At 41.6% G+C, this 13,937-nt stretch carries 13 protein-coding genes and 1 riboswitch; of the genes, 3 read left to right on the top strand and 10 right to left on the bottom strand.

Going from position 1 to position 13,937, the window contains the following annotated elements; translation table 11 throughout:
• Positions 1–18: 18 nt before the first annotated feature.
• The 8 genes from OCU48_RS15140 to OCU48_RS15105 form a co-directional block, all read right to left on the bottom strand.
• Positions 19–972 carry an ABC transporter substrate-binding protein gene (locus OCU48_RS15140; RefSeq protein ID WP_141344646.1) on the bottom strand — a complete coding sequence of 318 codons (954 nt, stop codon included), beginning with the start codon at positions 970–972 and terminating at the stop codon, positions 19–21.
• A gap of 31 nt (positions 973–1,003) precedes the next feature.
• Positions 1,004–1,798, bottom strand: a complete 795-nt coding sequence (locus tag OCU48_RS15135) for an ABC transporter permease (RefSeq protein WP_141344645.1) — start codon at positions 1,796–1,798, stop codon at positions 1,004–1,006.
• Complete coding sequence (locus OCU48_RS15130; RefSeq protein ID WP_141344644.1) at positions 1,791–2,561, bottom strand: ABC transporter ATP-binding protein; 771 nt, start codon at positions 2,559–2,561, stop codon at positions 1,791–1,793. Before OCU48_RS15130 ends, OCU48_RS15135 begins: the two co-directional genes overlap by 8 nt.
• 8 nt (positions 2,562–2,569) lie before the next feature.
• Entirely contained in the window at positions 2,570–3,394 is an 825-nt protein-coding gene (thiD, locus tag OCU48_RS15125; protein ID WP_167496162.1) for a bifunctional hydroxymethylpyrimidine kinase/phosphomethylpyrimidine kinase, read from the bottom strand.
• Between the two features lie 61 nt (positions 3,395–3,455).
• Positions 3,456–3,553, bottom strand: a riboswitch (TPP riboswitch).
• 53 nt (positions 3,554–3,606) lie between these two features.
• The gene (locus tag OCU48_RS15120; protein WP_141344642.1) at positions 3,607–4,263 is read right to left on the bottom strand and encodes a cupin domain-containing protein; all 657 of its coding nucleotides are present in this window, start codon (positions 4,261–4,263) and stop codon (positions 3,607–3,609) included.
• Positions 4,264–4,265: 2 nt separating this feature from the next.
• Complete coding sequence (locus OCU48_RS15115) at positions 4,266–5,318, bottom strand: HlyD family secretion protein (RefSeq protein ID WP_141344641.1); 1,053 nt, start codon at positions 5,316–5,318, stop codon at positions 4,266–4,268.
• On the bottom strand, positions 5,315–6,631 hold the full coding sequence (locus OCU48_RS15110) for a glycosyltransferase family 2 protein (RefSeq protein ID WP_141344640.1): 1,317 nt from the start codon (positions 6,629–6,631) through the stop codon (positions 5,315–5,317). Before OCU48_RS15110 ends, OCU48_RS15115 begins: the two co-directional genes overlap by 4 nt.
• Positions 6,631–7,959: a zinc ribbon domain-containing protein gene (locus OCU48_RS15105; RefSeq protein WP_141344639.1), complete on the bottom strand. Its 1,329-nt coding sequence runs from the start codon at positions 7,957–7,959 to the stop codon at positions 6,631–6,633. The genes OCU48_RS15110 and OCU48_RS15105 overlap by 1 nt, the downstream gene beginning before the upstream one ends.
• A 289-nt stretch (positions 7,960–8,248) precedes the next feature.
• Here OCU48_RS15105 and OCU48_RS15100 point away from each other — a divergent pair, with 289 nt between their 5' ends.
• Together OCU48_RS15100 and OCU48_RS15095 are read left to right on the top strand one after the other, a co-directional pair.
• Positions 8,249–8,977, top strand: a complete 729-nt coding sequence (locus OCU48_RS15100) for a nitroreductase family protein (protein WP_141344638.1) — start codon at positions 8,249–8,251, stop codon at positions 8,975–8,977.
• Between the two features lie 26 nt (positions 8,978–9,003).
• Positions 9,004–10,518 carry a phospholipase D family protein gene (locus OCU48_RS15095; RefSeq protein WP_141344637.1) on the top strand — a complete coding sequence of 505 codons (1,515 nt, stop codon included), beginning with the start codon at positions 9,004–9,006 and terminating at the stop codon, positions 10,516–10,518.
• A gap of 55 nt (positions 10,519–10,573) precedes the next feature.
• Here the strand turns inward: OCU48_RS15095 and OCU48_RS15090 are convergent, their stop codons facing one another.
• Positions 10,574–11,809, bottom strand: a complete 1,236-nt coding sequence (locus OCU48_RS15090) for an OmpP1/FadL family transporter (RefSeq protein ID WP_141344636.1) — start codon at positions 11,807–11,809, stop codon at positions 10,574–10,576.
• Positions 11,810–12,018: 209 nt separating this feature from the next.
• Between OCU48_RS15090 and OCU48_RS15085 the strand changes: the two genes are divergently transcribed.
• A complete protein-coding gene (locus OCU48_RS15085) occupies positions 12,019–12,837 on the top strand; it encodes a LysR family transcriptional regulator (RefSeq protein ID WP_141344635.1) in 819 nt (272 codons plus the stop codon).
• Positions 12,838–12,905: 68 nt separating this feature from the next.
• On the opposite strand, the gene OCU48_RS15080 is transcribed toward OCU48_RS15085, so the two are convergent.
• Complete coding sequence (locus OCU48_RS15080) at positions 12,906–13,937, bottom strand: HlyD family secretion protein (protein ID WP_141344634.1); 1,032 nt, start codon at positions 13,935–13,937, stop codon at positions 12,906–12,908.

Raw genomic sequence — 13,937 nt, 5'->3', positions numbered from 1 at the left:
TTTCCTTGTGGCACTGGCTTAAAAGTTAATTAGGTATTGATTACTATCAGGGATCGTTTTAATGATCTTTAGATCGTACATAAACTGGCTGTAGTCATCATAACGCTGCTTATTGACTGCTGATGGTCGCAAAGCAAAGCGCGTCAAAGTATCAATCCAAGCTCTATGGTTAAGCTCGTTGTTGAGCGTATCTGGGTTATAGGCAATAAATTCTTTCCACGCCGCTTCTGGATGATTGACTATGTATTGAGTGGCCAATTCCAATGCCTTATTAAACCGCTGAATAGCATCTTTATCGTAATTTTTCGCATTGGCGACAAACATCAGTTCATCGTAAGGCGGGATACCATGCTCTTCTGGAAAAAAGCTCTTCGATTTGTAGCCTTCTAGGTCTAACTGGTGAGATTCGAAATTGCGCATCCCCCCCCAGATAGCATCCACTCGACCTGATGCCAAAGATGAAGACAACGCCCAGCCGACATTCACAATTTTTATATCGGAATAATCGACATTTTCATTCCCAAGCATCTTGCCAATAATCGCCTCATCTGTACCCGATACCGATACGCCAACGGTTTTTCCTTTAAGATCGGACAAAGAGTTAATTTTGCCATTATCCAGTACGGTGAGCGTATTCAAAGGCGTTGCTAGTAGTGTGCCACTCCATACCAAAGGTAAACCGGCTGCAACATCAATTAGAAATGAAGGCTGATAAGAAATTGCTAAGTCGACTTGATTGGCTGCTACCAGTTTTGATGGAACACTTGGATCTGCAGGCTCTTGAATCGTTACCTTCAACCCTTGTTCAGCAAACATGCCCTTCTCTTGTGCAATGACAATAGGACCATGATTGGGGTTTACAAACCAATCCAGCATTAAGGTCAGCTCTTTTTCCTTTGCAGATGCGGTTGAGCTAGCTAACAGCGCAATACCAGCAACTATTGCGCTAAATTTTTTTTTGAACGAGGTCATGTCTCTTCCTTAACGACATTAAAAATGGCAATTAATCAAATTGCCAAGGGATAAATTTGTTGAGCAGTCTATCTGTAATGAAATAAAGCGTGACCGAGATAAGTGCAAGAATAAACAGTGCCGCAAACATTTCGTCAATCATCATTCGCGCATTGGCTTGCAGCATCAAGTAACCAAGACCTGCACTAGAACCTACCCACTCGCCCACTACCGCACCAATAGGTGCGACAACCACTGCAACTCGAATGCCAGAAGCCAATGCTGGCATCGCCGCAGGCAATCGAACTTGTGTGAGCTGTTGCCAGCGAGTCGCCCCCATTGTCTTGCTCAGGTCTAGATAGCCCTTTGGTGTATTGCGAAGCCCGTCATAACAACAGGTGGTCACGGGAAAGAAAATAATCAAAGCCGCCATGACAACTTTTGACGCTATACCATAACCAAACCAAAGCATTAGTATCGGTGCAATGGCAAAAACTGGAATGGCTTGCGAGGCAATCAAAATAGGAAGTAACCAACGGCGCAATGGCTCAAACAGCAACATTTGCAGTGCGAACATCAGCCCCATGCTAAGCCCTAAAAGAAGGCCCAACACAATTTCTTGTGAGGTAACAATCGTATGTTGAAGAAGCACATCACTGCGACTGCCTAAACGATCAAAAACCGCCATAGGTTCAGGTAGGATAAAGCTGGGTAAATCAAAGAATGAAACCGTTGCTTGCCATAAACCAAGCACCACCAAACACGAAATAATCAAACGCACTACGTGTGAGGTATTGGCTTTTATTCGGCTAGTTAGACCTTGCTGAACCACCACTTGTTTAGTCATCACGACCTCCCAACTGCTCAATTATGCTTTGTTGTAGTTCAGCCATTTCAGCATTAATTCGGCGCGGTGTCTCACCATTTGGCACAGGTACTGTTTCAATCTCTACCGGTTGTGATTGCATTAAATAGATATGGTCACTAAGGCGCAACGCTTCTTGCGGGTCGTGGGTAATTAATACAACCGTTTTTCCCGCAAGCATCTTGCAAGCAAGATCTTGCAGGCGATAACGAGTGACTGCATCTAGCGCGGAGAAAGGCTCATCCATTAACACTACAGGTTTATCTTGCATCAAGGTTCTTGCAAGAGCGACACGTTGCTTCATTCCGCCAGAGAGTTGTCTCGGGTAGACACTTTCTTGTCCTGACAATCCCAATTTAGACAGCAACTCACTGGCCTGCTGCTTTCGCTCTGCCTGCTGTAGTTTATTGAGTTTCTGCTGACTAAAACGATCACTAAAGCACACGTTATCTAACACATTTAGCCAAGGCATCAACAAGTCTTGTTGCGCCATATAGGCAATGGAGTCTGATAAGTTATGCTCGAAGCCGCTTTCTATTGAGCCATTCCAAAGTACATCTTCAGATAAAAGCCCTGCTAGCAAGCGAAGTAAACTGGTTTTGCCGCAGCCACTTTTTCCCAAAACACTGCTAAAGCTTCCTTTTGGAAAACTAAGGTTTAAGCCACTAAACAGTGGTGAGCTTGCATCAGAGAACTGCAAGCTTCCGTTTTCAATCACAATACCCTTAGGTAAACGTTCTGACATAAATTGTACTATTTATTTAGCGCGTAAAAATGATGCACTGGACCGTGACCACTGCCTACATTCAACTCATCAGCATGAGCAATAGCATTAGAAATGTAGCTCTTACCCATCGCTACAGATTCATTCAGTGAGCCTGTTTGCGCTAAGAAAGAAGCGATCGCTGAGGATAAGGTGCAACCCGTGCCGTGAGTATTTTGCGTATTAACGCGTTCAACGGTAAAAGTTTCAACATGGTTAGGTGTGATAAGAAGATCAGTACTCGTGGACTCACTCTCTAAGTGACCGCCTTTTAGAAGCACAGCTTTACAATCTAAACCTCGAAGATCTTCAATCATCGCATTCATTTCTACTTCAGTCGTTGGCAACACTTGCCCAAGCAGCGTGGCCGCTTCAGGCAAATTTGGCGTGATAACATCAGCAAGTGGAAGGAGTTCTAGCTTTAGCGTTTCGATAGCAGATTGCTGGAGAAGAAGGTCGCCACTTGTTGCTACCATAACGGGATCAACAACGAGATATTTTGGTTTATATTGCTTAAGTTTTTTAACGACAGCTTGGATAAGATCGGCTTCTGCAAGCATACCTACTTTAACCGCTACAACATCAAGATCTGTAAATACAGCATCGAGTTGCTGTTCGATAAACTCCGCTGAAATTGGCAAAATACCCGTAACGCCTTGGGTGTTTTGTGCAGTCAATGCCGTGATTACTGAACAGGCATAACTACCGGTCGCAGAGATAGCTTTAATATCGGCTTGAATACCAGCACCACCACCACTGTCAGAGCCAGCAATAGTGAGAACAATTGGAGTGTTTTTTGATTGAGACACAGGCATTTCCTTTTCGTCAGACGAAACGAAACCAGGCCTGCTGTGCTACGGACAATATGATCTATAGCTAGAATGGCGACTAGTTCCCTACGTCAGCACTAACTGAATCAGGTTCCACGGGTTCGCTATTGCGATCTCAGCCTATTGGCTCCCCGACTAATACGATGGGGCGATACTAACAGAGTCAGTATGGGTAGGAAACTAGAAATAGACAAAACTCAGAATCTAGACAGCAAATGCCCTGTCTTGACATAGATAATGGTATCTTCTTCAACAAAAGGAAAATGCTGACTCAAATGAGGGCTACGGATCCAGGTGTATTTGGGATACTGGCCGTACTCATCTTGGAACTTACCTGACAGCACAAGTATCTCTTCTCCGCCAAAATGGGAGTGAAGTTGAAAGCGCTCTCCTTTTGGCCACTTTACCAAAGCCACGTTTTCAACCTCAAAAGAATGTAAAGGCATCACCTCAAGATTACCAATACCCGCCAACCATGGCTGAGTTTGGGTTTCAATCCGTACTGTGGCTTTATCTGATTTATCGAATTGATTGAGCTTTACAAACAAAACGCATCCTCTCTCACTAAATGGCGAATGTTTGCTCTCGGGAGGATTGCGAATGTAGCTGCCCGCTGGATAATCGCCATTCTCATCTGAAAAGGTCCCTTCCAAGACGAAGATCTCTTCTCCATACGGATGACTATGCTCTGAGAAACGAGAGCCTGCTTCATATTTGACTATTGAGGTCACAAGCCCTGTTTCGGCCCCTTCACGCTCGAGGGGCTTACGCCATACGCCTTTAGCCGGGCTGGCCTGCCAATCTTGGGGAGCTGTAGGAATGGCTAATTTTTTTCTGGCGTCCATGTTTAGCATAATTAGAAATGCACCTCGACTGGCATGCCTTCAATCAACTCGCTCTGATCTGATGGCAAATTTACAAATGAAAGCGACACCTGCATTAACGCTTGTTGCCCCTCATACGGTTTAGCTAAGTGCGCTGGTAACTTTGCTGCTAATTCCGTTGGCTTAGAAACAAGTACTTCATACTCATCTCCGTTTGGCAATACAACAACAGCTTCACCATTTAGTTTAGCTTTATCTACGTACTCTGCGTCTAAATAAGCCTGGATTTCAGGAGGCTGGGAGCTATCAGCAACAGTAACTAGATGATCATCTTCTAGAAAGCTGCGTCCCTCAATATCTTCAATATCAATGACCCTTGCATCAAAAGGAGCCCTTAATACCAGTTCGTTTTGTTCTTCTTTTTTAACTACCAACTGAATCTCAAGATTTCTGATTGCCTTAGCAATCTCACCTGATACCAACTCATTTTTTTTACTAAGTCGTGCTTCACTTAGTTCCAGTTTTGCTTCGCTGAGTTGTTTCTCTGCTAAAGAGTAACTGGTAAGTACGGCCACATAATCACTAGTGCTTACCTGTCCTTGCGTATTATATTTATCGTATTTCTTCTTTATTTTTGTTACTTGTAAGAAGTTTCGATTTGCATCTTGAACCGCCTTTTCGTTCAAAATAATTCTCGTATCTCCTTGCTCACTTAAAAGATGTTCTAACTTGCTTATCTCATTTTCAAGGTAAGCAATTTCAGAATTCAGGGCATCATTAGATAAAGACAATAAGACTGAATTTTTAGTTACTTCATCGCCTATTCCAACCTCGATTTCATCGACAGTGCTATTTTGACTTACTGTCAATGCAACGGGGTGATAAGTGACTACTCCTGGAGCAATAGTTAATAGTTGAGGCTTTAGTAAGAAATAGATAGCTATAATAGAAGGTGCAAGTATCGACCCCAGTAAAAACAACCAGCGTAAGCGGTATCCAGCACGTTTTGCTTCGCCATACGTCACTTTCATGCCTTGTTGAGTAGTCGGTGATTTTTGTTTATCTAACTTGAACTTAACCTTCAAAATTTCTTTCCTCGTTTTAATACCCACCAAGGGGCCATACTCGATTCTTCATGTGAACGACGTACTACTTCATTAAACATTGAAAATGCCGTTATAAATCTAGAGAACAATGCATATAGTGGGTATAAAAACAACCAAATAGCTTGTTTGATATCCGAAATTTTTCGTTCTGATATTAGAACCCAATAAATAAAGAATTTAATCAAAACGACAAATAAATACACAACATATATAATAGCGAACATACTCAATGAATATTCTATTGGATAAGCCATTAATAAGTAAATGCTATACCCTGATATAAGGATTGGTAATAGAACATTTTGTAACACTCCATAGACTAGAGTATATATAAATACTGGCCATGATAATAACGAGGGTGTTAACCCTTTAATATGTTTCCTCATATAAAGAAATAAAAGATCCCCATCCCATCGTAATCTTTGCAATACAAAATCACGCACCGTATCAGGCGCATCTGTATGTCCTACCGCATGAGGCGTAAAACCCAATTTTAAATTTGGATATCTCACTTTGTATTGCTTAAGGCGCATGGTTAAGTCAAGATCCTCAGCCGTGTGAGTGTCCCATCCTCCCACTCGTTTCAGCACTGACTTTCTAAAGGCACCAAAAGCACCCGATATATTATTCAAGAGACCGAACTGACTAGTGCCAGTTTTCCCTCCTTGCATAGACATCATATATTCCAGTGACTGCATGCGCGTTAGTACATTGGTATCAAAGTTCCTTACTCTAAGCGCTCCACCAGAGGCAATTATGTTCGGATTCGCGAACTGGCTCGCCATGTTAGACGCCATATCGTTGTCAAAGGAAGTATCTCCATCAACGTTAATCACTATGTCATGCCGGGCTTTATATAGTCCTGTATTTAGCGTCGATACACGTCCACCTCGCTGCCACTTAGGAATGATTTTAACAGTACGGTTTTCATGCCCTCTATACTTTTCAACTGAAGACATTGCAGCTTGATACGTATGCTGATTTTGGGTAGCACCATCCACAACAGCAAGTATTTCAATATGCCCTGCATAAACCTGTTCAACAAGGGTATTAATAGTAATTGAAATTGCCTCACCCTCTCCATAGCAAGTTATAATAAAACTTATTGATGGCGTATGTGATGCATCTCTAACTTGATTTTTACTGTACCAAGTAAAGATTCCAAATATCATTGTTAGTATCAGCGGCATCTCACTAATTACTATCATTGGAAATAGTACGAATATATAGTCTAGATTACCTCTAAGGCTGTTTGCTATCTGTCCGATCAAATATATTACTGTCTCAAGCATTAAAATTCACTCGACTTATTTTTTAGCCAATGATTAACCTTTGTTAAATCTGTTACCGGTAAATGCCAATGTTTAACTGATAAATTTAGAATTGGTGATTCAATTAGTTCTGCGAAATCAGCCAACCTAGTTTCAAGCGTTGACAGAAAGTTAACATCAAAATGAGGTAATAAAATCATTACTAAATCTTGCTCATACTGACAACTTACGTCGGTGGTTCTAAAAATAGTTTCGAGTTGTTCAGAAAATTTAGCCATAAATTCAATGAAGGCGATTTCTCCTTCACTTTCTGTAAACTCCCCTACGTTAAGCAATTTAATACCTAGTAAAAGATCACTATGATCATGACGATTGGATAACTTATTCTTCCAGTCTAATAATGCCTCGAATACCTGAGGTTCAACTGCAGTGGTCAAGTTTAGGTTCGCAATAAAACCAGAGTTGTCATCTAGCAAATATTTTTGTGCATTCTCACCCAGTTTGAAGTCTCTATAATTTCTCACTTGAAGGCTTTCTGTCGACGATTTCGTTTCACAACTCAAGCAACTAGCAACCACATGAGCCTCAGAAAACTCATTTGCACATTGATTACAAGTAAGCATTTCCAAAGGGCGATCATAATCAACCCCAATATGCTTCAATTTGGTTTGGCAGTTTGGGCAAGACATTGAAGATAACTTTGTAAATTCTTCAGAATCATCAACGTGACCACATGTAAAGCAATGCAATGCATCAAACGACCTAATATCACCAGTATTACAGCTCGGACATGTATCAATATAATTGAGATAGCCAGATTCACACGATTTACAATGTCTTACTCGATCTATGAACTGAGTGCCTTCTAACAGCAATGTGTTTTCTAGTTTGTGTATGTACTTAAACGGCGTGCGCTCACTATTGTGATAGATATTGAGTAATGGATAGCGATATAAACTTTTATTACTCGTATCCTTATTAACTCGCAGAGATCTTTCTTTTAATAACCATAGATAAGCTAATAACTTATCGTTTGGCGATTGAGAAAGGAGAGAGAGCTTTTGGTGATGACACCGATAGCTTTCAGGCTCAAACTCACCATCACTCAAATAGTCACTCAACTTACTCGGCCTATTGACAAATATTTGGCTGCTCCACCCCACTTGGCTTATGTGAAGCTTCTCTAACATTTTATCTTGTGCCGTATTAGGTAGGTCAATCAACACTGTAGCACCGTAGAGATACTCTTCTATTTCAGACTCATTAACTAAAGAGGTGACCCAACCATCAAATTGAGGACGATCTTTGGCTTCACCAATAAAAAATAAGGTTCTTAGTTTGTCTGACATGACACGGCTCCACTAAAGTTGGTCGAAGTAAACGAGGTTAGTGATGTAAATCGAATTAATGCCGGAGAGTACACTAAACAGTTACATCCATGATTACCAATTTGCGCCACTCTATAACTTTATTTGTAATTACATTATTTAACGAGATTCTATTCACATGACTTATATATTTGAAATCAGTTAAACTCATGTCAAAGATGCGCCAAAGTAATACCTTCACACAAATACTGTTGCCCTGTGTTTCATAACCTGATAGAAACACCTCATCATTCTTTACAACCAAACTCTTATGTCTCAATCCACACCATTTTCTGATCTCATTAACTCTCGACGCTCCGTTAGAAAATACGACCAAATTGCTGATTTTGACCATGAAAAGGTTCAGCAGGCACTCGAATTGACGGTGTTAAGTCCGAATAGCAGTAACATGCAATTGTGGGAATTTCATCGAGTCATTAGTGAAGATAAGCGTAGCGAGCTTGCGAAATACTGTATGGGACAAAATGCCGCCAAAACGGCGAATGAAATGGTGGTATTTGTTACTACCCCCGATAAATGGCAGCAACGAGCTAAAATGAATGCAGCTCAAGTTCGTGAGAATTTTGCGGGCAGGCCAATGGATGACATTGCTAAACGTGCGACTAAGTACTACGAAAAACTGATCCCGTTTGTTTATAGTAATGACAGCTTGGGTATCAAAGGTTTTCTGCGAAAGATCATGATGACCTTTATGGGCATTAAGAAACCTATGTTCAGAGAAGTCACCAAGCAGGATTTGCGAGTCTGCCTGCACAAGAGCACCTCTTTAGCTGCAATGACATTTATGACGGCTATTCGTGACCAAGGTTATGACACCTGTCCAATGGAAGGCTTTGATTCAGTTCGCGCTAAAAAGCTACTTGGCTTGGGTAAAAATGATGAGATCACTATGATTGTTAGTGTAGGTAAGCGAACAGACGAAGGCATTTACGGTGAGAGGCATCGAGTGCCAAACGAAGACGTCATTTTCAAACATTAGACTTATCAACTCAAAGGAAGCTCGAATTGCCAACACTTGCTCATTGGAAACTGATACTGATTCTGTTTGTTGGCATCCTTTCGGGGTGTGCGACTCAGCAGACGCCTCCTCCCAAGTCAGTCACACATCATCTGGGCTACCAGTCTGATAGTCGGTTAGCTGAATACTTTGACCAGTCTGAGTATGACACCTCGGTTTACACAGGATTTTACCCCTTAGATACTGGGCACGATGCGCTACTTGCACGTATTGTGTTAATAGAATCTGCAAAACACACCTTAGATCTTCAATACTACATTTATCGTGATGATGAGACTGGTCACTTGATGACTTGGCGACTGTTTGAAGCAGCCGAGCGTGGTGTTCGTGTTCGTGTTTTGCTGGACGATATGCAAAAGAGAAGTGATGACGATCTCGCTTATCTAAACTCCCACCCTAATATCGATGTGCGTCTATTTAACCCTAACAACTATCGTTCAGCGAGAAACCTAGGGTTTCTGGCCGATTTCGAACGCCTTAATAGCCGTATGCACAATAAGTCTCTCACCGCCGATAACGTAGTTAGCATTGTGGGTGGGAGAAACATAGGTAATGAGTATTTTTCTTATTATTCTCCTGTAGAGTTTGGAGATTTTGACCTACTGCTTTATGGCAATACCGTAGAGCAAACAAGTGATCAGTTCGATGAGTATTGGAACAGCGATTTTGCCGTTCCCATTGACTGGATCACCTCTAGTGCAAGGGAATTAAAAAGAGAAGAAATAGAACAATTTGCTGTCGACCAAGCCCTTGAGAAACAGTTCACCTCTGGCACATACAATATGACCCAGTTGAAATTTTACTCGAAGATGCAAGACCACAAACTAAAGTTATATTGGGGAACTGGCCGACTGCTTTACGATAAACCCAATAAAATCATTGGCGGAGGAAGCCAACTAATTGACGATCTAAAGTTAGTCTTAGAGGGTGTTGAGTCGGAACTTATCATTGTTTCCCCCTACTTTGTACCCACAGAGGTTGGCACTAAATTACTTGTAGACGAAGTAAAGTCAGGGAAAAAAATTACGATTATTACCAACTCCCTTGCCTCCAACGACGTGTACGCTGTCCATGGGTGGTATTCCAAATATCGAGAAGACCTTATTAAGGGTGGCGTCGAACTCTGGGAGATGAGAGCTTCAGCAAAGATAAGAAGCAAATGGTCGATGACAGGCAGCGGTCACTCTAGTCTACATGCTAAGATAATGCTGATAGATGATCATATTTTGTTCGTAGGTTCAATGAACTGGGATCCAAGGTCTGCCCATATCAACACTGAAATGGCAGTGATTCTCGATCAGGAACCCTTTGTAACAGAGTCAAAATCAGAAATCCAAGCACAACTAATAGAGTCAGCATATAAACTGGAAATTGAAGATGGAGACCTCGTTTGGCGAGATCTAGAGAATGGCGAAACCTTCACTAGTGAACCAGATGCGAGTTTGTGGAGACGAATAGGTTCTTGGATGGCGGGCATTCTACCTATAGAAGATCAGCTATAAAAATAGCCGACTATTTAGTCGGCTATCTTATCTATTTAGTTCTCTTTGGTTTTAATTAGATAGTGAAGTTCACACCAACGAAATGAATGCGTCCGTCGAAGGTGCCGTTAACGCCAACGAGATTATTGTTTGCAAAGCGTTTTGCTGACTCTACTTCACCAAGATCTGCGTATTCATAGAAGAAGTCAATTCCGACATTATCCCAATTTGTAGATGCACCAACCGAGTAACGATATTGCTCACCTACCGGTAGATCAACCCATTGTTTTTCAGGATCATCTTGTGGTGATGTTTCATAAGAGAAGCCAGCCTTCAAACGCCAATCTGAGTTCAATTTGTAGTCGGCACCGATTGCAAACTTCCAAACGTCATCCCAATCTCTTTTAATTGATACACCATTAATAGGTCCTCCCAAATCCAGAACCGTCTGATCCCAAGCACTCCAGCGATGAAATTGAATACTAGCTAAAAGATTTAGCTCTTTGTTAAAGCCATAGCGCGTACTCAGGTCAACTATTTCTGGCACTTCAATATCCGTTGAAACTGAAAGAGGTAATTTATGCAGTTCTGCATCGAAGCTATGTTCTGATTTCGAACGATAACTTAAACCTAAATCTAGGCTATCGGTAGGACGATACATTACACCTAGGTTATATCCATATGCCCAGTCAGTATCCTGTTTAGTTGATATCAATGCTGTAGATTGCTCAAATGCAGCCCAACTAAACTGCACACCACCGGCAACAGACCATTGTTCATTAATCTTGTATGACAGCGATGGATTAAGAACAATAACATTCAGCGTTATTGAATCTAGAGCACCCGCTCCTGCCCAGTCATCACCATAAGATAGACTCGAGCCACCAGCAGCACCTAATGCTAAACCGAGGTGCACTTTCTCCGATACTTGGTGAGCATGAAAAATAGAAATAGAGGGCAGGTAAGATTGCGCTTCACCATCTTGGGCTGGCGTATCCGCATCGTGGAATTTCATCTTTAGGTCAAACGCCATGACATTGATGGTCGTTAAAGACTCTCCCATAAATGACATAGTGGCAGGGTTTGTCCACATAGCAGCAGCGGAATCGGTATACACACCATCACCGGCTCCGGCAACACCAGCATTTGCAGTCACTGCTTCTTGAAGAAATAAGCCACTTGCGTTTGCCATAGTGGGCATTGTGGTCGCGAAAGCTAAAGAGGTCATCACGGCTAAGCGAGAAAGTGATAAGTTAGAGGATTGCTTAGCAGTTACAGTAGAAGTGATGGATGAAAGTCTATTGGTTGACATAATTTCCCAAATCTATAATTGAGTAGGCCTTAGGATTGAGCAAATAGATAGCAAAATCCTTATCTGAGCAAATTATACGGATGGGCTTATAGTTTGGAGGAATATCGAATATCACAGGAAAATAAAAGGGAACTTATCCGCTATAAGCTTATTGATTCTATTCGTTTTTTGCTACTCTATAAATCAAGTAAAGTAGTAATGGCGATAGAATGAGAATTACAGACCTCAATTCATTGAATGTGTTTTTGAATTTAATGCAAACACACTCAACCCAACGAACGGCAAAAAAGCTTGGACGATCACAATCGTATATTTCTAAAGTTCTCGCTCAATTAAGAGAAGAACTCGATGATCCTTTGTTTACGCGAAGCGCCGAGGGGTTATCGCCAACCTCTTATGCATTGGTCATACAACCAAAAATCCAAAATGCCATCGAACAAATTACACAATCATTAGAACCTGAAGAGTTCTCACCATCGAATGTAGACCGCGTTACTATTCATATCTTAGAACCTTTATTAATGCGGTTTGGTAACCAAATTATCAATAAAATACGCGAAGAAACAGACGCTATCATTGAAATGAGAAATTGGACTAAACTGTCGGAGAATATGATTCTCGATGAAGAGGTAGATCTTGGATTTCATATCTTAAGCGATAAGCCTCAAACGCTGTTTCAGAAGAAAATGTATGCCGGTTCCGGGGTCATAATAGGGAACATAGAGGGTGAGTTTGTTAAATATATTGCTTCAGGTGTCAACGAATATGAAAATCGTTTTCAACGTGCCCTACCTGATGCTGAAGCGACTATTTTTGTGGATAATTTTATGCTGCTGTCTCAGTTGATGGATCGTGCGCATACCATGCGATATATTTCATATAGAGCAGATGCTGATATTCCAGACTTAGATATTGATACAGCTATTGTACTTAAAGCTTCTAAGAGGAAGTCTCCTAAAAGTTTATGGATAGCAAATCTTGTCGAGAAGTGCATCCACGAAGAACTTAAGTCAAACCCGGCTCTATAGCAGGTATTCAATACAAGAAAAGGGCAGTATCACGGATGTGATACTGCCCTTTTCTTTACCGAAATGCCTTACAGCGCGGACAAATAAGCTTTATAAGCCTTAAGTCGAACTGTAGCACCACCAATAATATCCATAAAACCAAGCATCGGGTGTGGTTTGTCTGCTGACACCCAACCAGAGCCTGTTGAACCGATAGGGATGTTGTATCCTTCTGGCTCAATGAATTCAATCACGATAGTACGTCCATGAGAATTCATGTTATTACCAACGTGTTGTCTCACATGTTGACTACCTTGGCGCACTTGAACCTGCGCTTCACCTGTACCAGCAGTAACACTGTGTACACGCCCACGGAAGATCTCTCCCGGGTAAGCATCTACATAAAACTCAGCAAACTGCCCTTTTTTGATTCCGCGATAGGTTTGATCTGGAATGCGCATCTCAACAAATTTCTTGCTGGTTGAGTACAAATGCATGTTACCAGTACGAGTTCCATCAGTAATGTTAGTAATTGATAACTGTCCATCAAACGGCGCTCGAACTTCGCGGCGTTCATGCTGCCACTTTGCAGATGCCAATTGCGCTTCAATATTCATAATTTGAGCGTGTGCTGCAGCAATTTTAGCTTCGGCAGTTTCAATATCAGTACGGATATCATCACGTTCAGAATCATGAGAGAAATCTTTTAGCTTCTCAAGTCTAACTAGCGTTTTCTTGTCATTATTCTGTTGCAGTCTTAACGATAGAATTTCGGCTTCACTCGCTTTCTTTTGAGCGTCTAGGCTTTCCAGTTGTGACTCTGTATCTTCAGAACGAAGTGTATAAATCAATTCGCCTTCTTTTACGATCTGATTATGAGTCACAAACACTTGGTCAACTTCTTGGCCAAATAATGGACTCAGTACTGCATGCGGCGCTTTTACTGTTGTACTGTCGGTTAAATCCGCAGGAGACCAAAAACGGTGAGCAATAAATAGCATTGTGGCAATGAACATGCCTGTACCTACCATAACGGTGCCGCTTCGTAGATTCCATTTTACAACGCCTAGTTTCACCAAGATCCAGCAAATCAGGATGTAAGGTAACATAATCTCTTTCAT

The organism is Vibrio inusitatus, from assembly GCA_024346935.1.
Lineage (GTDB): Bacteria > Pseudomonadota > Gammaproteobacteria > Enterobacterales > Vibrionaceae > Vibrio > Vibrio inusitatus.
This window is presented reverse-complemented; position numbering and strand designations above follow the sequence as displayed.

Coding starts and splice junctions, on each gene's coding strand:
- OCU48_RS15105 (WP_141344639.1), bottom strand. CDS start 7,959: ATGTCAGACAAACTAAGAACCTTATTTTTTATTGGTGAAGCCAAAGAT.
- OCU48_RS15080 (WP_141344634.1), bottom strand. CDS start 13,937: ATGAAAGAGATTATGTTACCTTACATCCTGATTTGCTGGATCTTGGTG.
- OCU48_RS15090 (WP_141344636.1), bottom strand. CDS start 11,809: ATGTCAACCAATAGACTTTCATCCATCACTTCTACTGTAACTGCTAAG.
- thiD (WP_167496162.1), bottom strand. CDS start 3,394: ATGCCTGTGTCTCAATCAAAAAACACTCCAATTGTTCTCACTATTGCT.
- OCU48_RS15120 (WP_141344642.1), bottom strand. CDS start 4,263: ATGCTAAACATGGACGCCAGAAAAAAATTAGCCATTCCTACAGCTCCC.
- OCU48_RS15130 (WP_141344644.1), bottom strand. CDS start 2,561: ATGTCAGAACGTTTACCTAAGGGTATTGTGATTGAAAACGGAAGCTTG.
- OCU48_RS15140 (WP_141344646.1), bottom strand. CDS start 972: ATGACCTCGTTCAAAAAAAAATTTAGCGCAATAGTTGCTGGTATTGCG.
- OCU48_RS15110 (WP_141344640.1), bottom strand. CDS start 6,631: ATGCTTGAGACAGTAATATATTTGATCGGACAGATAGCAAACAGCCTT.
- OCU48_RS15085 (WP_141344635.1), top strand. CDS start 12,019: ATGAGAATTACAGACCTCAATTCATTGAATGTGTTTTTGAATTTAATG.
- OCU48_RS15100 (WP_141344638.1), top strand. CDS start 8,249: ATGTCTCAATCCACACCATTTTCTGATCTCATTAACTCTCGACGCTCC.
- OCU48_RS15135 (WP_141344645.1), bottom strand. CDS start 1,798: ATGACTAAACAAGTGGTGGTTCAGCAAGGTCTAACTAGCCGAATAAAA.